Genomic DNA, 19829 nt, shown 5'->3' on the forward strand with positions numbered 1-19829 from the left:
CCCCAGGACACACTCACGTCCGGCTCCCCCTCCACCATGGCCTCCCGTGTCACCGTCCTGAGGGGGAGCCGGACGTGAGTGTGTCCTGGGGGTCACTGGCCGCCGTCCTGGGTCTGGCCGTGCCGGTCGCGGCCGCCCTGTGGGAGTTCGTGCTGGCGGGCCGAAAACGGCTCGGCTACCGCGTCCAGTTGGACACCACGATCCGGGACTCGGCCGCCTCGGGACCCGACACCACGGTGCTCCAGCGCATGCAGTGGGACGGCACGAACCTGCACGACCCCTCGGTCGTGCTGCTGCGCATCGAGAACGCCGGCTGGCGCCCGCTCGTCGCCGCCGACTACGTCGCCCCCGCCAACGACCCCGTGGGCATCCGCATCGCCTTCCCGGGCCGCCGCGTGGTCGGCATGGCCGTCACCGAACGCAGCCCCCAGGTGCCGCCCACCTTCTTCGTGCCGGGGGCCGAGGGCTTCGAGACCACGGGCAGGGTCATCAAGCTGCCCAAGGTGATCCTCAACCGCAGGGCGCACTACAAGGTCCTGGCCGTCCTGGACCGTGAAGAGGGCTTCGGTGAACCGGAGTTCCCGGAGCCGGAGGTCACCGCGGGGGTCGTCGGCGGGGTGCGCGGCGGGAACATCAAGAAGACCGCGTACTACCCGTTCGCCTCGCGGCAGGTCCGCTGGCTGCTCGCCTCGCTCATCCTGGTGAGCGCCACCCAGTCGGCGTTCACCCTCTCCGGGAACGACGAGACCGCGCCGCCCCTGGACTGCGCCACCGGGACCCTGCACCTGTCGGGCTCGACGGCCTTCGCGCCGGTCCTGCGGGAGGCCGCGGAACGCTACGAACGAACCTGCCCCGACGCCCGTATCCCGCTGACCGCCACCTCGTTCAAGGGCAGCGTCGACGGCCTCGACACCCTCGCCGCCGCGGGAGCGGACGCCCGGCTCCCGGACGGCCGGGGCCTGGGCAGCCGACTGACGTTCAGCGACGGCGCGAAGTCCGACGGCCGCCCGAGGCTGCTGCCCAGACCGGTCGCGCTGTCCCTGTTCACCCTGGTGGTCCACAAGGACGCGGGCGTCGAGGACTTGTCCCTGAAGCAGGTACGGGACATCTACGCGGGGACCATCACCAACTGGAACCAGGTCAAGGGCAACGACGTCCCCATCCACCTGGTCAGCCGCAACCCCGGCTCGGGCACCCGGACCACGCTCGAACAGCAGGTCCTCGACGGCCGCGCCCTCCCGGCGGTCACCACGGCCGACTGCGCGGGCCTGGACCGGAACCGACCGGGCCGCTGCGAGGTGAGCGGCACCGGGACCCTGCTCGACACCGTGGCCTCGACCCCGGGCGCCCTCGGGCACAGCGAGGTCGGCGCGGCCGCCGCCCACGACGACGTCCGGCAGATCCGTATCGACGGCTACCCGGCCACCCTGGAGGGCGCCGACCAGGGGGCGTACCCGTACTGGCAGACGGAGATCGCCTACACCTACGGTGAACCGCCGGCCGACTCGATCGCCGCGGGCTTCCTGCGCTACCTCGCCGACGAGGTCGGCAAGGACATCATCCGCGCCGAGGGCCACCGCCCCTGCTCCGAACTGGACAAACCCCTGCTGTGCCGCCCGAGCACGTCCTGACGGCCGACCCCTTGTCAGCCGCTGGTGCCGGGGCTCGGGATCGCGGGGATGTCCGCGGCGATCGGGCTGCGCCAGCCGGGGCTCGCGCCCCTTGCCCGTGACGGACCCGGCCCTGCCGATGATGCCGGAGATGGCCGGTCTGCTCTTCTTCCTGCCCGTGCACGGCATCCTGACCTACGGTCGGCGCGGCGCCCCGGGGTTCTTCGCCTGCGCGTGCCCGGTGACGTTCGCGTTCGAGGCGCCGGCCACCGCGACGGGCCGCTGACGAACTCCCTGGGCCGGGTGAGGACGGGGCGGGTGGCCACTACGAGTGTGCAAGCCCTGTATCAGGCGTGCCGATTCAGACGCCGAGTCGTGCGCGCTGTCATCGCTCCCCCATTACATCCGTCACTCGTACTGGTTACGGACGTCACTCGTCCCGGACCCGACACCTGCGGATTATGGATTTCTACGTCCCCCCGGGCGCGGGAGAGGCCGTTCTCCCGCACCCGCCGTCCAAGGAGAAGCATGCGTACCCATGCCCGCGTCCGTCGAACAGCAGCGTTGGTGACGCTGCTGTTGGTGGGGATGCTCGGTGCCTGCACGCCATCGAGCACGGAGGAGTCGTCGCAGAAGCCCCCGGAGGAGCTGCGGCGTTTCTACGAGCAGGAGCTGACCTTCGAGCCGTGCGAGCCCTATGCGAGCAACGAGACCGACGCGGAGCTGTTCGCGAACGAGCAGTTCGAGTGCGCCCGCATGGAGGCGCCGATGGACTATGAGGACCCGGGTGGCGAGACGGTGTCGATCGCGCTGCTGCGGGTGCCGGCGAAGGGCGGGAAGCCGGTCGGGGCGTTGATGACCAATCCGGGCGGCCCGGGATACGCGGGCATGAGCTTCGCCCCACTGATCGCTGCGACGGCGCCCGACAGCCCGATCCTGGAGAAGTTCGACCTGATCGGCATCGACCCGCGCGGCGTCGGCGCGTCCACTCCCACGCTGGACTGCTACACCGACGACGAACGCGAGAACGACGAGATGTCGGAGAAGACGACCAACGTCGCGAGCTGGACGGAGGAGGAGACGCGGCAGTGGATGCAGCAGTGCGCCGAGCGCACCGGGAGTAAGGAGTTCCTCTCCCACGTGGGCACCCGGGACGCCGCGCGTGACATGGACGTGCTGCGGGCGGTGCTGGGCGACGACAAGCTGAGCTACTTCGGCGCGAGTTACGGCACGCGGCTGGGAGCGGTATACGCCGAGATGTTCCCCGAGAACGTCCGCGCGCTCGTACTCGACGGGCCGATGGACCCCTACGCGGGCACCATGGAGCGGCGTGAGCAGCAGTACGCCGGCGTGCAGCGCTCGTTCGAACTGATGGGCGCTTCATGCACGGAAATGCCGGACTGCCCGCTCGGTTCCGACCCCGAGACGGTGACCGAGCGGTTCCAGGAGATCGTCCAGCCCCTGATCGACGAACCGGTCCCGGCCGGGAACGGGCGAGTCCTCAGCTTCTCCGACGCGATCGACGGGGTCGTCGCCGGGCTGTACTCGGAGGTGAGCTGGCCCAGGGTCATCAAGGGCATCCGCGAGGTGCAGGACGGACGCGGCGACGCCCTGATCGGACTGCACGACGCCTACTACCAGCGGTACGCCGACGGCACCTACAGCAATGCCCTCGAAGCCACCGAGGTCATCAACTGCCTGGACGAGGAACGGCACACCCCGGAACAGGAGTCGAAGCTCAGGCGCACGATGATCGAAGTCGCCCCGTTCCTCGACACCGGCCGGCCGCTGGGCGACACCCGCAACATGTGTGAGGCGTGGCCCGTGGAGCCGACCCTGGGCTACCCCTACGCAACGGACATCGAGGGCCTGCCCGACACGTTGACCGTCGCGGTCACCGGCGACCCCGTGGCCCCGTACGAGGAAGGCACCCACCTGGCCGAGGCGCTGGAAGGCAGCCTGCTCACCGTCGAGGGCGAGCAGCACGGCGCCGCCCTGATCGCCGGCAACGCGTGCGTCGACGACGCCGTCGCCGACTACCTCGTGCATCTCGCCTCCCCGCCCGCGGACGCCCGTTGCGCCCTCGAATGATCCGGTTCCGCGGCGGTCGGACGATGCCGCCGCCCCCCACCGGCACGACACCTTTCGAACACGCTCCGAAACTTCACCGACTCAGCCGGCCGTGACGGGAAGCTGCTGGTCGAGCCGGCGCCCGGCGTCGTCGACGAGCCGGCCCGCCGGATTCATGACGTCCTCACGTCCTCATGTGCTCATGTGCTCATGTGCTCCGTGACTCGGGTCCCGGCATTACGGGGCCCGATTCCGGACGTCGGCCTCAACGGCGTTCTGTGAGGCTCTTGTTCAGAGGCTGACCACGATCCTTCCGTGGACGCGGCGGCCGGGCAGGAGCACCGCGTCGAGACCGGGCAGGCCGCCTCGTTCTCCACCTCCCCCGCCCCTGACGGTGCGCTACGGGTTCTCCCACGCGGCCGGTTCCGCCGCCAGGTCGCGCACCGGGGCCGGCAGGGCGTCCGCCGCGAGGTCGGCGACGGTCACGCCCTCCAGGATCCGGCGCACGTTGGCGCGCAGCGCCACCCAGAGCGGGAGCAGGGGTCCCGCCGTGCCCGTGTAGACCAGGCTCGTCGGGCGCTCGCCGCGTACGGAGACGATCGGGCCGTCCACCGCGCGGATGACGTCCGCGACCGTGATGGCCGAGGCGTCCCGCGCCAGCCGGTACCCGCCGCCCCCGCCGCGCCGGCTCCCGACGACGCCGGCCCGCCTGAGGTCCGCGAGGATCCCCTCCAGAAACTTGTGCGGAATGTCCTGGGCCGCGGCGACGTCCTCCGCCCTGACCGGGCAGTCCTGCTGCCTGACGGCCAGTTCCAGTACCGCCCGTACCGCGTAGTCCGCACGCGCCGAGATCCTCATGCGCACCATTGTGGCGTCCGCTGGAACAATGACCCGGCACAGACGGTCCCGCGTACGCGGCAGGACCCGGAGTACAGGCAACCAGGAGAGGCTCCCTTGGAGCTCAACAGGCTCGGCAGACGAGCGTTCAGCGCCCTCGCGGGCACCACCGTCCTCGGTCTCGCGCTCGGCGGCAGCGTGAGCAGTGCGGCGCTGCCCGGCGTTTCCGGTCCCGTGCCCACCGGGCCGCCGCCCGGTCCGCCCGAGGCCGACGGGAGACGGCACCACGTCGCCCTGGACCGGTACTCGCTGCTGGTGGACGGCAGACGGCTGGCGCTGTGGGCCGGTGAGCTGCACCCCTTCCGGCTGCCGAGCCCGTCGCTGTGGCGGGACGTGCTGCAGAAGCTGCGGGCGTACGGCCACAACGCGGTCAGCGTCCGTCTCGCCTGGAACGAGCACTCGCCCGCTCCCGGCCGGTACGACTTCACCGGCGTCCGCGACCTCGACCTGTTCCTGCGCACGGCCGCCGAGTGCGGTCTGTACGTCGTGCTCCACCCCGGTCCCCGTATCGGCGCCGACGTGGACGCCGGAGGCCTGCCCGGCTGGCTCACGGCCACCGGCGGCCGGGCCGGGACGACCGACCCGGAGTATCTGCGCCACGCCGACGCGTGGCTGCGCCGGGTGAACGGGATCGCCGCCCGGCACCAGTTCACCCGCGGCACCGGCACGGTCCTGCTGTACCGGCTCGACCCCGCCGAGCGGTCCGGGCTGACCCGCCTGCACGAGCGGATGCGGGCCGACGGCGTCGACGTACCGCTGCTGCACGCCGACACCCCGCTCGCCTGGGGGGAGGTGGCCGGGGCCCGGGACGCCGCCGAGGCGCGGCGGGCCCATTTCGGGAACGTCGCGCAGGGCATCACGCTGCACAACGTGCGCATGGCGTTCGGCGGCACCTCCTGGGGCTGGCTTCCCGCGCCCTCGGCGCCGGCCCCGGCGTACGACCCCACCGCGCCGATCGACGAGGCGCGCCGGCCCACCGCCGCCCTCGCGCCGCTCCACCAGCTCGGGCACCTCCTGCGCCACGTCCCGGACTTCGCCCGCCTCGAGGAGGCGGACGTGGTCCGGGCCGCGGACCGGCGCCTGAACGTACGGCACCTGAGCAACCCGGACACCGGCACCCACGCCTACGTCCTGCGCAACGACTCCGCCGCCGACGTCACCTCGACGCTGCCTATGGGCGGGGCCGACGTGGAGGTCACCGTCCCCGCCCGGGACGCCAAGCTGCTCGCCACCGGGCTGAACCTGGGCTCCGGCCGGAAGCTCGCGTACGCCACCGTGCAGCCCATGCTGTCCCTGAGCGTCGGGGGGCTGGACATCACGGCGTTCGTGGGGCGGGCCGGCGAGCAGGCTCACCTGGTCGTCGACTGCCCGGACGAGCCCTGGCCGACCCGGCTCGACGAGGAGGCGGCCTGGGTCTTCGAGGACGGCCTGCTGCGCGTGACCGTGCCGCTCGCCGAGGACCGGCTGACCCGACTGCGGGTGCGCAGCGCCGACACCGACCGCACCATGCTGCTGCTGTTCGCCGACGACGCGGCGTCCCTGCGGCTGTGGCCGTACGAGACCCCGTCGGGCCGGGTCCTGGTACGGGGTCCCGAGCTGCTGCGGGAGGTCGCGCTGGACGGCGCCACGATCCGGCTGACCGGTGACACGGTCGACGAGCGGGAGCTGGAGGTGTGGACGCCGCGCGGCATCACCGACGTCACCTGGAACGGCGAGCCGGTGCAGTCGGGCTTCGGGCGTGCCCTGAGCCTGATGACGGTGTGGCCGCTGCCGGGCGTGCCGGAGCTGGTGCTGCCCGCGCTGGACGGCTGGCGGCGGCGGGCGGAGAACTTCGAGTCCCGGCCCGGGTACGGCGACGAGGGGTGGCCGGTCGCCGACCGGAGCACCTCGCACAGCACGACGCCGGTGCCGGAGGGGCAGCCGGTGCTCTTCGCCGACGACTACGGCTTCCACTACGGCGACGTCTGGTACCGCGCCCGGCTCACCGGCGCCGCGGGCCTGGAGTCCCTCTCCCTGAGCTACCGCACGGGCGCCCACGGGATGTTGATGGCCTGGCTGGACGGGGAGCCGCTGGGCACCCACCGGGTGGACGGCGACGAGGTGGAGAAGGCGGAGAGGGCAGAGAAGGCGAAGGAGGCGGAGAACGCGGAGGAGGCAGAGAAGGCGAAGGAGGCGGAGGAAGCAGAGACGGGGGACGGCACCTGGACGGGGGCCGCGGACTTCCGGCTGCCCGCGGCCCTGCGGGCGGCGCTGCGCGACCGGCACGCGGGCGACGACGCCCCGCCCGCCGTCCTGTCCGTCCTCGTCCGGCGCACCCAGCACGCCCAGGACTCCTACCGGTCGGCCCGCGGGCTGGTGTCGGCCCGTTTCGAGGGCGCGTCGCCGGACGTCGTCTGGCGGATCATGGGAGCGGGCGCTCCCGACCCCGTGCGCGGGCCGCTCAACGGCGGCGGGCTGTACGGGGAGCGGCACGGCTGGCACCTGCCCGGCCACGACGACGCCGGCTGGGAGGCCGTGTCCCCCGCGTCGGCCGCGCACGAGGAGCCGCGTCAGGGCGTGGCCTGGTACCGGACCACGTTCCGGCTGGACGTGCCGCCGGAGGTGGACGCCTCGGTGGGGCTGGTCCTGGACGGCTCCGCGGACGGCGACCGCCGGGTCCAGGTGTTCCTGAACGGCTGGAACATGGGCGAGTGCGTCGGCGGCACCGGGTCGCCGCACACCTTCGTGCTGCCGAACGGCATCCTGCACACCCGTGCCGCCGCCAACACCCTGGCCCTCGCGGTGCTGTCCGGCGGCGACACCGTGCCGGGGCCCGGCACGGTCCGCCTGGAGCTGCTGGGCAGCGCGGCCGGAGGAGTGCCGGTGAAGCCCGTGCCCTCCCCCGGCGCACGCCGCACCTGACCCGGCGGGCCTCAGCGCAGCCGGATCACGTTCCAGGACAGCGGCTCCAGGACAGCGGTCAGCCGGCCCTCGCCCAGGGCCGTGCCGTCCACCGGGTGCGGCACGACCCGCTCGGGTTCGGCGAGGGTGTTGCGGGCGTCGGGGTCGGCGTCCGCGAGGGCGCTGTGCTCGACGACCTCGGTGAGGTGCAGGCCGCTGAGGGCGACGTCCAGCGGGAGGGCCCCGGTGCGGGAGCGGTTGACGGCGAAGACGGTGACGGTGCCGTCCTCGGCGCGGACGGCGGTGGCGTGCAGCAGGTCGGCCTCGCCGTACTTCTCCGTCTCGTACGTGGGCGAGTCCACCCGGACGTCGAGGACTTCGCCGCGGCCGTACCTCGACGCCTGGGCGAAGGGGAAGAAGGTCGTCTGGCGCCAGGCGGGGCCGCCCGGCTCGGTCATGATCGGGGCGATGACGTTGACGAGCTGGGCGAGGCAGGCGACGGTGACGCGGTCGGCGTGCCGCAGCAGGGCGATGAGGAGCGAGCCGAAGACGACCGCGTCCAGGACGCTGTAGTTGTCCTCCAGGAGGCGGGGCGCCTCGGGCCAGTCGAGGGCGCTCACCTCGGCCTGGGTCTTGGCCATGTACCAGACGTTCCACTCGTCGAAGGAGAGGTTGATCCGCTTCTTCGACTTGAGGCGGGCGCCGACGTGGTCGCAGGTGGCGACGACGTTCTCGATGAAGGACTCCATGTCGACGGCGGAGGCGAGGAAGGAGTCGACGTCGCCGTCGTGGGGTTCGTAGTAGGCGTGCAGGGAGATGTGGTCGACGAGGTCGTACGTCTCCTCGAGGACCGTCGCCTCCCACGCGGCGAAGGTCTCCATCGCCTGGCTGGACGACCCGCAGGCGACGAGTTCGACGTCCGGGTCGATCTGGCGCATCGCGCGGGCGGTCTCGGCGGCCAGGCGGCCGTACTCGCGGGCGGTCTTGTGCCCGGTCTGCCAGGGGCCGTCCATCTCGTTGCCGAGGCACCACAGCCGGATGCCGAAGGGGTCCTTGTCACCGTGCTCGGCCCGCAGGTCGGACAGGGCGGTGCCGGCGGGGTGGTTGGCGTACTCCTGGAGTTCCAGGGCCTCGGCGACGCCTCGGGTGCCGAGGTTGACGGCCATCATGGGCTCGGCCCGGGGGCCGAGCTTCCTGAGGAAGGCGATGTACTCGGAGAGGCCGAAGCGGTTGGTCTCGGTGGAGCGCCAGGCGAGGTCGAGGCGGCGGGGGCGGTCCTCGGCCGGGCCGACCGAGTCCTCCCACTTGTAGCCGGAGACGAAGTTGCCGCCGGGGTAGCGGACGGCGGTGACGCCGAGTTCCCCGACCAGGCCCAGGACGTCCTGGCGCAGGCCCTCGGCGTCCGCGGTGGGGTGGCCGGGTTCGAAGATGCCGGTGTAGACGCACCGGCCGAGGTGTTCGACGAAGGATCCGAAGAGTCGCGGGTTGACGGCGCCGACGGTGAAGGCGGGGTCGAGGGTGAAGCGGGCGGTGCGCATCTGTTCCTTTCGACGGCGGGTTTCCGTACGGCTCGGTGTACGGCTTGCTGTACGACTTTCCGTACGACGGTGGGGAACGACGGTTCTCTGTACGACTTTCCGTACGACGGCGGGGGGCCGGGTGGGCCCTACTGGCCGGCGAGGCCCGTGTGGGCCACGCCCGCCACGATCTGGCGCTGGAAGAAGACGAAGACGACGATCAGCGGCAGGCCGGCCATCAGGCCGCCGGCCATGAGCTGCGCCCACTGGATGCCGTAGGAGTTCATGACGGTCGCGATGCCGTTCGGCATGGTCATCAGGTCGGGGTTGTTGGTGACCATGTAGGGCCACAGGAAGTTGTTCCAGGAACTGATGAAGGTGAAGATGCCGACCGCCGCGAGGGAGGGGCGCGAGAGCGGCACGATGACGGTGAAGAAGACGCGCCAGCGGCCGGCCCCGTCGATGAACGCGGCCTCCTCCAGTTCGCGCGGGACGCCCTGGAAGAACTTGTAGAGGATGTAGACCATCGCGGCGGGCGCGCACTGGGGCAGGATCATGCCCCAGTAGGTGTCGACCATCCCCATCTGCTGGACGGTCGTGAACAGCGGGACGCCGAGGACGGCCGGGGAGACCATGAGGCCCGTCATCACCACGCCCATCAGGACGCCCTTGCCGCGGAACTCGGTGCGGGCGAAGCCGTATCCGGCGAGCGCGGCGACCAGCAGCACGACCGTCGTGACGCAGACCGACACCACCAGGGAGTTGACGAACCAGTTGGTGATGTTGCCGGTCTCGAACAGGGCCGTCCAGGCCTGGCCGGTCCAGTCGTGCGGCAGCCAGTGGGTGGGTACCTCGACCGCCTCGGTCTCCGACTTGAGCGAGGTGAACAGGGCCCAGGCGAGCGGCGAGAGGAAGACGGCTGAGACGGCGGTGCCGAGCAGGGTGAGCACGATCTGGCCCGGTGTCCAGGGCCTGCGGGGCCTGGTCCGGCGGGGCCTGGTCCGGCGGGGCCCGGTCCGGGGCGCCTGTGCCGTGGCGGTGGTCATCGGCCGCTCTCCTCACGGTTGCGCAGCAGCCACATCCGGGCGAGGGCGACGGCCGCGATGAGCACGAAGAAGATGATGGAGATCGCGGAGGCGTAGCCCACGCGGTAGCTGGTGAAGCCCTGTTCGAGCGTGTACTGCACGAAGGTGCGGGTCGAGTCCTCCGGTCCGGGGCCGAAGTCCTGCATGACCACGGCCTGGTCGAAGACCTGGAGCGAGGCGAGGATCTGCAGGGCCACGACGAGGCCGGTGATGTTGCGCAGCATCGGCAGGGTGATGCGGACGGTGCGGTGCCAGGCGTTGGCCCCGTCCAGCTTGGCGGCCTCGTAGAGGTGGGCGGGAATGCCCTGGAGCGCGGCGAGGTAGAGCAGGAAGCTGAAGCCGACGGTCCACCACAGGGTGGTGATGACGACGGCGAGCATGGCGTACGCCTTGTCGGTCAGCCACGGTGTGTCGAGGCCGAAGACGTGGTTGACCATGCCGGTGCCGGGATTGAACAGCCACTGCCACAGGTTGGCGGCGACGGTGGACGGCAGCAGGAAGGGCAGGAAGAAGCAGAGCCGCCACAGCCACTTGCCGCGCTCGATGTGGTGGGCGAGGAGCGCCAGGAGGAGGGCGAGGACGGTGATGCAGGGGACGACGAGCAGGGTGAAGTACGCGCTGTGGCCGAGCGCGTCCCACATCAGGGGGTCCTTCAGGGCCTCGCGGTAGTTGTCGAGGCCGACGAAGCGCGCGTCGTCGCCGGAGATGTTGGCGTCGGTGAAGCTGAGGTAGAGGCCGCGCAGCAGCGGCCAGATCACGAAGAGCGCGAAGAGCGCGAGGAACGGGGCGACGAACCAGCCGCCGTGCTGGAGGCCCTGCCCCCGCCGGGCGGGGGCACGGTCGGCGGCGGTCCTCGCCCGCGCCGGGCGGACGATCGTCTCGGCACCGGTGGCGGTCATGCGCCGGCACCTCCCTGTGCGGCGGTGCGGCCGTCCATGGGGTTCTTCATGGCGAGGAGTTCGGCGAGCGTGCTCCTCATCCGGCGGGCGGCGGCCTCGGGTTTCGCGGAGCCGGTCGTGGAGGAGACGACGATGGGGCCGACCCGCTGCGCGAGGATGCCGGTGGACCCGGCGAACCACACCTTGGGCTCGGTGGCCTGGTGGTCCATGGCGGACACGTACTCGTTCTGCGGTTGCAGCCTCCGGTACGCGGCGGTGGACAGGGTCGGCGTGTGGGCGGGGATGTGGCCGCCGGCCGCCCACTGCCGGGCGTGCTGGACGACGTAGGCGGCGAGCCGGTGGGCGCCCTCGTTGGCGGGGCCGCCGCGGTCGGCCTGGTGCGGCAGGACGAAGGAGTGGGACTCGGCGTGGGTGGCCCGCCTGCCGAAGACGGGCGGCAGCGGGGTGGCGCCGTAGTCGACCTCCGCGGCGTCGAAGGTCGGCACGGACCAGTTGCCCTCCCAGGCGAACGGGGCGCCGTTGACGAACTGTTCGGCGCCCGCGGTGCCGCCGAAACCGGGGTCGGCGTAGCCGTCGGTGATGTGCTGCCGCAGGAACTCCAGGACCTGGACGGCCTTGTCGGTGTCGAAGACGACCTCGCTCCCGGTGTCGTCGAACCAGGCGCCGCCGAGCTGGGTGTAGAAGGCGACGAAGAACCACCACTGGAAGTTCTGGTCGTTGTGCCACAGGCCGATGGTCTGCAGCCCTCTGGCGGTGGCCTTTCTGGCCTCCTTGAGCACGTCGAACCACTCGCCGGTGGAGGTGACCGGCACGATCCTGCCGTCCTCGCCGAGCAGGCCCGCCTTCCTCAGCACGTCCTTGCGGTAGAAGCAGAGCTGGACGTGGATGTCGAGGGGGAGGGCGTACAGCTTGCCGTCGACGACGGCGCGCTTCCACAGCTCGGGGTTGAAGTCCGCCTCCTTCACGCCGTACTCGGCGAGCAGGGCGGGATCCCAGGGGTCGAGGAGGCGGCCGGGCGAGAAGCCGGTGACCCGGCCGAGGTGCATGACGCCGAGGTCGGGCGCGCGGTTGCCGGCGGCCGCCATGGCGAGCTTGGTGTAGAAGGGGCTGCCCCACTGGAGGGTGGAGTCCTTCACGTCGATGCCCGGGTTGTCCCTGCGGAAGGAGTCCAGCATCGCGATCATGTTGTAGCCGTCGCCGCCGCTGAAGAGGTTCCAGTAGCGCACCCGGGTGTCCGCGCCGGAGGCGAGCGCGTCCGCGCCGGTGCCGAGCGCCGCGAAGCCGAAGCTGCCCGCGACCGTCAGACCGCCCGCGGCGGCCAGGAAGTGCCTGCGATCCAGGCCGGGTCGTTCCATTCCCTGCCCCATCTGCTCGATCTGCCCGTGGGTGCCGGTGTCGGACGACACCGGTTCGCATCGCTCGCGGCGTGGACTCACACCACCTGCGGCATGGACTCACACACACTCGCGATGTTTGACGTTCGACATGTCGTTCGGGATACCGAATGGCGCTCGTAACTTCGAACGGGAAACGTAGGTGGAAAGCGCTTGCCCGTCAATGGTTCGGGCAGGAACCCGTGCAGGACTTCTCCCGGGTGCGGGACTTTTTCGCCAGGCGGTGCCGCGCAAACTGGCCGGGGCGGCGCCTGTCTTGACATATTGCTCTGGTGACCGGGCGCCGACCGGGGGGACGAGGAGAGAGCGGTGGGTACCAGGAAGGAGATGCGTCGTCTCGCCGACGCCCTGATCGAACCCGTCCGAGTGCCCGTACCGGCCGATCCCGAGGTGCTGTTCGAGGCGCTCGTCGCCTCCGTGAGCGCGTGGCGGGGGCGTGAGGTGCTCGTGCACCGGGCGGCGTTCCCGCCGCACACCGCGAGCGGCCTGTGGCTGGAGCGCGAGGACCACGACGACGTGGTGGTCGACGAACGCGCGGCCGTGTGGCACCAGATCGTGATCCTCTGCCACGAGGTGTGGCACATGAACCGGCGCAGGGCGGAGGCCGAGTCCGGAACCGGGACGGGGGCCGGTACGGCGAGGACGAGGGCCGGTACGGCGAGGACGAGGGCCGGTACGGCGAGGGCGGGGGCTGAGGCGGGGTCCGGTGCCCGGCCGGTGGCCGCGCGGACCGACTTCTCGCTGGCCGAGGAGCAGGAGGCGGACCGCTTCGGGATGCTGATGGGCAGCCGGCTGCGCCCCTGGCTGGACGCCTCCGCCGACTCGGTGTTCGCGGCCGGGAGCGGTGACGGGGAGGATCCCCCGGACCTGGCCGGCCGCATCGGGGCCGCGCTCAACTACCGCGGGACGACCCGGTGAACAGCCTGATCAACTACCTGAGCTGCGGCGTGCTGTGGCTCGGTCTCGCGGCGAAGGCCCCCGACCTGCTGCGCCACCGGCACGATCCGTACCTGCGGGCCATCTGCGCGGTGCTGGCGCTGGCCGGGCTCTGCTTCCTGCTCGGCGCCCCGCCGACGGTGGGCGCCGTCAACGGGCTGAGCGGTGTCTCCAACCTCGCCGCCCCGCTCACCTACGCGGCGATCACCGGTTACTGCGCCGCCTCCCAGGTCCTCGTCGTCCACCTGCGCGGCGGGAGGCGGGTGGACCGCACCGCCCGCCGGTGGAAGCTCGCCTACACGGTCGTCCTCCTCGGCATCACGGTGACCTTCGCCCTCGGTGAGGCGCCGGCGGAGCGCCTCACCGACTTCGACACCTACTACGCGAGAACCCCGTACCTCGCCGAGATGATCGTGCTGTACCTGGTGGCGCACCTGACCGCGGTGACCGTCACCACGGTGTCCGCGCTGCACTGGGCCCGGCAGGTGCGCGGCGGGCTCCGGGCGGGCCTGCTGCTGCTCGGGACCGGCGCGCTGTGCGGCGCCGGTTACAGCGTCGCCAAGCTCGTCGCGGTGGGCGCCTGCTGGTCCGGGCACGACTGGCCGGTGCTCGGCACGGCCGTGTCCCCGGCGCTGGCGGGCGCCGGCGCCCTGCTGACGGTCGTGGGGGTACTCGTGCCGCTGCTGGCGCCGCGGGTGGCCGAACGGCGGCGGGCGGGACGGGAGTACGCCCGCCTGGAGCCGCTGGAACGGTCACTGGACGACCTGCTCGTCCGCCGGGCACTGCGGCTGCCGCGCCCGCGGTTCGCCTCCCCCGCCACCCTCCTGATGTGGCGCAGGACCAGCATCCACAACGCGCTCAGCCACCTCGACGCGTACTACGACCGGGACCTGTACGAGCGGACCCGCGCGGACGTCCTGGCGGCGACGGAAGACCCCGAACTGGCCGGGGCCCGGGCCTGGGCCGCGGTCATCACCGACGCGCTGCGGCACGAGGCGGAGCTGCGGGGGCCCGCGGGGCGGGGGCCCGCAGGGCGGGCGACGGGGCCCACGGCGCGCCCGGGGCGTGCCCAACCGCCGGACGGCGCCGCGGGACAGCCCTCCGGTCCGTGGCCGGACCCGGCCGCCCTCGGCCCCTCGCCGGACACCGCCGCCCTCGCGCGGATCGCCGACGCACTGACCGCCCCCGTACCCGAACCGGTACCGACCGCCTCCGCCGTCCCGGGCGGCACGGCAGGAACGGGGACCGTGTGACGGGCGCGGGGTGTCCGGGCGGGCGCGGGGTGTGCGGGCGCCGCCATGTGGGAGGGCCGTGCGCGGGAGGGCCGTACGCGGAAGTCCCGTACGCGGAAGTCACGTACGCGGAAGTCACGTACGAGAGGAGTGGTCCGGCGTGAGTCTCGTCGTGTATCTGGCGGCGCTGGTCTTCGGCATGACCTCCGTTCTGCTCTTCCGCCGCCCGCGCACCGCCATGCGCAACCCCCTGACCCTGTCGACCTGCGTGGCGATCGTCCTGGGCTCCCTGGTCCTGGTGTGCGCCGCCCCGGTCACCCTCCGCACCGTCAACGCCCTCACCGGCGTCACCAACTTCGGGGCGCCGCTCACGTACGGGATGCTCTCCGCGTACAGCTGTGCCGTCCTGGTGCTGCTCATCAACTGGCGGGGCGGGCCGCGGCCGGTGGTGCGGCGCATGGTGCTGCGCAGCATGGCCGCCTACGGTCTGCTCGTGGTCGCCATCGTCGTGCTGTTCCTGCTCGCCGACGCGGACACCGAGCGGCTGACCGACCTCGACACGTACTACGCGGGTACGCCGTTCATGCGGGAGATGATCCTGCTGTACCTGCTCGGGCACAGCACGGCGATGCTGGTGATGTGCGTGGTCTGCGTCAAGTGGGGCCGCGAGGTGGGCGGGCTGCTGCAGACCGGACTGCACCTGATTCTGCTGGGCTCGCTGCTGGACGTGGTGGGGTTCTCGCTCACCAAGTACACGGCCGTGGTGGCCCGTTGGGCCGGTCACGACCTCGACTTCCTGTCCACCACGGTGGCCCCGCCGATGGCCTCGCTGGCGGCACTGCTGTGTTCGGCGGGGTTCGCGCTGCCCCGGCTGCTGCCGCCCGCGCTCGCCCACCGGCGGGGTCTGGACGACTACCGGCGGCTGGCCCCGCTGTGGTCGCTGGTGCGGTCGGTGTCCACCGCTCCCAAGCCGCCCGCCACTTGGTGGCAGCTTCCCCGCGCCCGGCTCCAGTGGCGCGAGGTCGCCATCCACGACGCCCTGCTCACCCTGGCGCCGTACTTCGACCACCGGCTCCGCACGCGGGTGCGGGACCGCGCCCTGAGCGCGGGCAGCTCGCAGCACGAGGCCCGGCTGGCGGCGGAGGCGGCGATGCTCACCGACGCGGCGCGCCGGGCCGCCGCCCGCGAGGAGCCGCCGGAGGCCGCCGCCACCTACCGGCTGCACGCCACCGAGGTGTCGGGGCCCAGTGGTCTGGTGGAGCTGGCGCAGGCCCTGCACCGCCCGCCGGACCGACCCGCCGCGCCCGGCGGCGCCCAGCCGTCCGCACCACAGCAGTCCGCACCACAGCAGTCCGCACCACAGCCGCCCGCCCCGCAGCAGTCCGCGCCGCCCGACGCCATGCCCGGAACCGGGGCCGTGACGGAACCCACCGAAACCGAACCCGAGGAGCCCCATGTCGCATAGAGCTGTCGTCGTCGGTGCCGGACTGGCCGGCATGCTGGCCGCGGCCGTGCTGTCGGGCGCGGGCGTGGAGGAGGTCGTCGTACTGGACCGCGACGAGCTGCCCGACGGGCCGCGGCAGCGCCGGGGGCTGCCGCAGGGGCGGCACGCGCATCTGCTGATGACCGGTGGGCTGAGCGCGATGGAGGAGATCGTGCCGGGCGTGGGCCTGCGCAAGCGGCTGCTCGCGGCCGGGGCCCACGAGATATCCCTCAGCTCGGGCATGCTGGCCCTCACCCCCGAGGGCTGGCTGCGCCGGTGGCGGCGCGAGGGGCCGGTCATGCTCACCTGCACCCGGGCGCTGGTGGACTGGACGGTACGGGCCGCGGTGCTCGAACACACGCCGGTCGAGATCCGCAGGGCCGCAGTGACCGGTCTGACGGGGTCCGCGGGGCGGGTGCGGGGCGTGCGGGTGTCGGGGCCCGGCGGGGAGGAGGTCCTCGACGCCGACCTGGTCGTCGACGCGAGCGGACGCGGTACGCGGATCGTCGGCTGGCTGGACGGGCTGGGGCTCTCCGGTGTGCGCAACAGGACCCGGACGGTGGACTCGGGGCTGGTCAACGCCTCGCGCCTGTACCGGGTTCCGGCCGGGGCCGAACGGTTCCCGCTGACGATCGTGCAGTCCAATCCGTACGTGTCCCGGCCGGGCCGGAGCGCCATGGTGATGCCGGTCGAGGGTGACCGCTGGCTGGTGAGCTGCGGCGGCACGCGGGGCGGTGAGCCGCCGGCCGATGCCGAGGGCTTCCTGCGGTACATGCTCGCCCTGCCGGACCCGATCGTGGGCCGGCTGGTCTCCGGCGCCGAACCGCTCACCGACGTGCACCTGAGCCGGTCCACCAGCAATGTGCGGCACTACCTGGAGAAGGCCCCCGACTGGCCGGAGGGCCTGGTGGTCCTCGGCGACGCGCTCGGCACCTTCAACCCGGCCTACGGACAGGGCATGTCGGTGGCCGCGTTCGGCGCCCGGGTCCTCGGCCGGGAGCTGGAGCGGACCGGCGGGACCGGTGCGCCGGGTCTGGCCCGGCGGGTGCTGCGGGGCGCGGCGCGCCCGGTGGACGCGGCCTGGTCCATGGCGGTCGGCCAGGACGTCCTCTACCCCGGCACGCGCGGCGGGCGGCCGAACCTCGCCGACCGTGCGGTGACCGCGTACACGCGGCGCATGACGAGGGCGTCGACGGGCTCGTACGCGGCGGCCTCGGCGATCTGGGACGTCACCAGCATGCGTACGTCCCCGGCCCGCATGTTCCACCCCTCGGCGGTCCTGGCCGCCCTCGCCGGTCCCCCGCTCCCGCTGCTGACCGGGCCGCCGCTGACCCCGGGCGAACGCGAGGTGCTGCACGGGCTGGACCGCACGGGCGGGTGAGCCCCGTCCACCCGGCCGGACCCCGCCCCGACCGGCCGGACCCCGCCCCGCTCCACCTCACCCCGCCTCGTCCCACTCCGCCTCACCCGGCGAACGCCGGCTGCGCCACCCCCTGCCCCGCGCCCGGCACCACCAGCAGGGAGCCCGCCAGCGGGTGGGGGGCGGTCAGGCCCACCCGGGCCGTGGTGATGTACAGGTCGGTCAGGTCCGGGCCGCCGAAGGCGCAGGCCGTGACGCGTGGGACGGGCAGGGTGATCACCCGGTCCAGTTCGCCGGCCGGGGTGTAGCGGCGTACCGCGCCGCCGTCCCACAGGGCGACCCAGACACAGCCGTCGGCGTCGACGCAGAGCCCGTCGGGGAAGCCCGCGCCGTCCTCGATCCGGGCCAGCGGGCGGCGCCCGGTGATCCGGCCGTCCCCGGACTCCCCGGCCCCGGTATCCCCGTCCGCGTGAACGTCGAAGACGTCGATGCGCCGGGTCGGGGTGTCGACGTAGTACATCAGCCGGCCGTCCGGGCTCCAGCCGGTGCCGTTGCTCACCGTCACGTCGTCGAGGAGCAGTTCGGCCGTGCCGTCACCGGCGTACCGGGAGAGCGTGCCGCCGCCGGGCGCCTCGTCGTAGCGCATGGTGCCCGCCCAGAGGCTGCCGTCGGGGGCGACGGCCGCGTCGTTGGCGCGGCGGCCGGGTACCGGCTCGCGGTGCAGCCAGCGGAAGGTGTCGTCGGGGTCGAGCAGGCCGACGCCGTCGCGCAGGTTCAGGACGAGGCCGCCGCCCGCGCGCGGCTTGACGGCGCCCACGTGCTGCTCGGTGCGGCGCACGGTGCGCCGGCCGTCGGACGGGTCGTAGGTGTGGACGCGGGAGCCCAGGATGTCGATCCACAGCAGGCGCCGCGTGGCCGGGTCCCAGGTGGGACCCTCGCCGAGGGTCGCCTGTGCGGGTACGGCCACCTCGTACCCGGTGCCGTGACGCGTTCCGGTCCGGGTCATGCCGCCCCCCGGTGGCCGAGCCGCTCGGAGAGGTCGCCGGCGCCCTTGACGGCGAGTTCCTCCAGCTCACCCAGGCGCTCCTCGCTCCAGCGGATCATGGGTACGGAGATCGACAGCGCGGCCACGACCCGTCCGGCGCGGTCGCGGACCGGGGCCGCCACGCAGGAGACGTCCGGGTTGGACTCGCGGCTCTCCACGGCGGTTCCGCGCTCGCGGATCGCGGCCAGGGCCCCGCGCAGGGCGGCCGGGTCGGTGATGCTGTTCGGCGTCATCGCGCTCAGCTCGGTCCCGTCGGGGAAGCGCGCGGCGACCTCCGGCTCGGGCAGGGAGGCGAGCAGCATCTTGCCGACGGACGTGCAGTGGGCGGGCAGGCGGCGGCCGGCCGCGGAGACCATGCGCACCGCGTGCGTGGAGTCGACCTTGGCGATGTAGATGACGTCCGTGTCCTCCAGGATCGCCACGTGCACCGTCTCGTCGCAGGTCTCGGCGACGGTCCGGGCGACCTGCTGGCCCTCGGCGGCGAGGTCGAGGTGCTCGGCGTAGCGGGCGCCGAGCTGGTACGGGCGCACGCCGAGGCGGTACCGCCCGGGCTGTTCGGGGACGGGGACGATGTACTTCCGGGCAGCGAGCGTGGTGACCAGCTCGTGCACGGTGGTGCGCGGCAGCTGGAGCCGGCGCACGATGTCGGGGGCGGAGAGCGTGCCGTCCCCGTCGAGGAAGAGCTCCAGAATGTCGAGAGCCCGGGTCACGGCCGGCACGAGGCGTCCCATGTCCAGCCCCCTCCCTAGGTGGATGCGGTAACGTTCGAGATGTTCGAGTGTTCGAGATTTCAACCAGCGGTCGGCATCACGAACACAGGCTACTCACATCGTGTTTGCCGGGGCAATGGGCATGCGCTCGCACCGAGGCGAGCGGGTCGCCGATGATGGTTCCCATGCCCACCGGAAAGCGGCCCGCCGGCCCCTTCACCCCGCGCGACTTCCAGCTCGTGCTGCTGCGCCGCATGGCCGACCACAACCCCGGCCGCGTGGAGGACGCCCGCCGCGAACTGGGCGCGTCGGCCGCGGACATGCGCGAGGCCAACCGGCGCTGGCAGGCGATGCTCCACTCACCCCGGTCCCGATCGGCCGCCTCCCGGTACCGTTCCGTGCTCGGCGAGCCGGAGTCCACGGCGCCCCGCCGCGTCGGCGACCTCGCGTGCGAGGCACGGCAGTGGGCGCTGCCCCTCTGGCCGGACCTGCGCTTCGAGGTGCTGGTCGCGGACCGGGGCGCGGTGTTCACCGAGTGGCTGGTCCGCGCCCCCGGCGCGCGGGGGCCCGGACTGCGCACGCTGGACGACCTCACGCCCTGGTCGTGCACGGTCGACGAGGCGGCCCGCGCCTTCGCCCCCGCCCGCCCCCTCCAGGGCGCCGGCCCCCCCCCCCGGGGGCGCCCCCGACAACGCCCCCCCCCGGGGGGCG

The 19829-nt window shown here is 72.9% G+C and carries 16 protein-coding genes; 9 read left to right on the forward strand and 7 right to left on the reverse strand.

What is annotated here, in order from left to right:
- The first annotated feature begins 74 nt into the window (after positions 1-74).
- The 3 genes from HZS56_RS33105 (at position 75) to HZS56_RS33115 (ending at position 3701) form a co-directional block, all read left to right on the forward strand.
- Positions 75-1631, forward strand: coding sequence for a substrate-binding domain-containing protein (locus HZS56_RS33105; protein WP_216724517.1), 1557 nt, complete (start codon positions 75-77; stop codon positions 1629-1631).
- A 97-nt stretch (positions 1632-1728) separates the two neighbouring features.
- Positions 1729-1896, forward strand: a complete 168-nt coding sequence (locus HZS56_RS33110; RefSeq protein WP_216724518.1) for a hypothetical protein — start codon at positions 1729-1731, stop codon at positions 1894-1896.
- 242 nt (positions 1897-2138) lie between these two features.
- Complete coding sequence (locus tag HZS56_RS33115; RefSeq protein WP_216724519.1) at positions 2139-3701, forward strand: alpha/beta hydrolase; 1563 nt, start codon at positions 2139-2141, stop codon at positions 3699-3701.
- A 378-nt stretch (positions 3702-4079) separates the two neighbouring features.
- Here the strand turns inward: HZS56_RS33115 and HZS56_RS33120 are convergent, their stop codons facing one another.
- Positions 4080-4538, reverse strand: a complete 459-nt coding sequence (locus tag HZS56_RS33120; protein ID WP_216724520.1) for an RrF2 family transcriptional regulator — start codon at positions 4536-4538, stop codon at positions 4080-4082.
- Positions 4539-4634: 96 nt separating this feature from the next.
- Here HZS56_RS33120 and HZS56_RS33125 point away from each other — a divergent pair, with 96 nt between their 5' ends.
- Positions 4635-7478, forward strand: a complete 2844-nt coding sequence (locus HZS56_RS33125; protein WP_216724521.1) for a beta-galactosidase — start codon at positions 4635-4637, stop codon at positions 7476-7478.
- Between the two features lie 11 nt (positions 7479-7489).
- Here HZS56_RS33125 and arfA read toward each other — a convergent pair whose 3' ends face one another.
- From arfA to HZS56_RS33145, 4 genes are all read right to left on the reverse strand, one after another.
- Positions 7490-8995 carry an arabinosylfuranosidase ArfA gene (gene arfA, locus HZS56_RS33130; protein ID WP_216724522.1) on the reverse strand — a complete coding sequence of 502 codons (1506 nt, stop codon included), beginning with the start codon at positions 8993-8995 and terminating at the stop codon, positions 7490-7492.
- A 128-nt stretch (positions 8996-9123) separates the two neighbouring features.
- Complete coding sequence (locus HZS56_RS33135; RefSeq protein WP_216724523.1) at positions 9124-10020, reverse strand: carbohydrate ABC transporter permease; 897 nt, start codon at positions 10018-10020, stop codon at positions 9124-9126.
- A complete protein-coding gene (locus HZS56_RS33140; protein WP_216724524.1) occupies positions 10017-10958 on the reverse strand; it encodes a carbohydrate ABC transporter permease in 942 nt (313 codons plus the stop codon). Before HZS56_RS33140 ends, HZS56_RS33135 begins: the two co-directional genes overlap by 4 nt.
- Positions 10955-12313, reverse strand: a complete 1359-nt coding sequence (locus tag HZS56_RS33145) for an extracellular solute-binding protein (RefSeq protein WP_216724531.1) — start codon at positions 12311-12313, stop codon at positions 10955-10957. Before HZS56_RS33145 ends, HZS56_RS33140 begins: the two co-directional genes overlap by 4 nt.
- 348 nt (positions 12314-12661) lie before the next feature.
- On the opposite strand from HZS56_RS33145, the gene HZS56_RS33150 reads away from it, so the two are divergent.
- From HZS56_RS33150 to HZS56_RS33165, 4 genes are all read left to right on the forward strand, one after another.
- Positions 12662-13270 carry a toxin gene (locus HZS56_RS33150; protein ID WP_216724525.1) on the forward strand — a complete coding sequence of 203 codons (609 nt, stop codon included), beginning with the start codon at positions 12662-12664 and terminating at the stop codon, positions 13268-13270.
- Complete coding sequence (locus tag HZS56_RS33155; RefSeq protein WP_216724526.1) at positions 13267-14541, forward strand: MAB_1171c family putative transporter; 1275 nt, start codon at positions 13267-13269, stop codon at positions 14539-14541. The genes HZS56_RS33150 and HZS56_RS33155 overlap by 4 nt, the downstream gene beginning before the upstream one ends.
- A 139-nt stretch (positions 14542-14680) precedes the next feature.
- Positions 14681-15985, forward strand: coding sequence for a DUF6545 domain-containing protein (locus tag HZS56_RS33160; RefSeq protein WP_308408218.1), 1305 nt, complete (start codon positions 14681-14683; stop codon positions 15983-15985).
- Positions 15975-17384: an FAD-dependent monooxygenase gene (locus HZS56_RS33165; RefSeq protein WP_216724527.1), complete on the forward strand. Its 1410-nt coding sequence runs from the start codon at positions 15975-15977 to the stop codon at positions 17382-17384. The genes HZS56_RS33160 and HZS56_RS33165 overlap by 11 nt, the downstream gene beginning before the upstream one ends.
- An 82-nt stretch (positions 17385-17466) precedes the next feature.
- On the opposite strand, the gene HZS56_RS33170 is transcribed toward HZS56_RS33165, so the two are convergent.
- Both HZS56_RS33170 and HZS56_RS33175 read right to left on the reverse strand, forming a co-directional pair.
- Entirely contained in the window at positions 17467-18369 is a 903-nt protein-coding gene (locus tag HZS56_RS33170) for an SMP-30/gluconolactonase/LRE family protein (protein WP_216724528.1), read from the reverse strand.
- Positions 18366-19139, reverse strand: a complete 774-nt coding sequence (locus HZS56_RS33175) for an IclR family transcriptional regulator (RefSeq protein ID WP_216724529.1) — start codon at positions 19137-19139, stop codon at positions 18366-18368. The genes HZS56_RS33170 and HZS56_RS33175 overlap by 4 nt, the downstream gene beginning before the upstream one ends.
- Positions 19140-19294: 155 nt before the next feature.
- On the opposite strand from HZS56_RS33175, the gene HZS56_RS33180 reads away from it, so the two are divergent.
- The coding region (locus tag HZS56_RS33180; RefSeq protein ID WP_253915298.1) for a hypothetical protein at positions 19295-19829 on the forward strand (535 nt) is incomplete at its 3' end.

The organism is Streptomyces mayonensis (assembly GCF_018982965.1).
GTDB classification, from domain to species: Bacteria; Actinomycetota; Actinomycetes; order Streptomycetales; family Streptomycetaceae; genus Streptomyces; species Streptomyces mayonensis.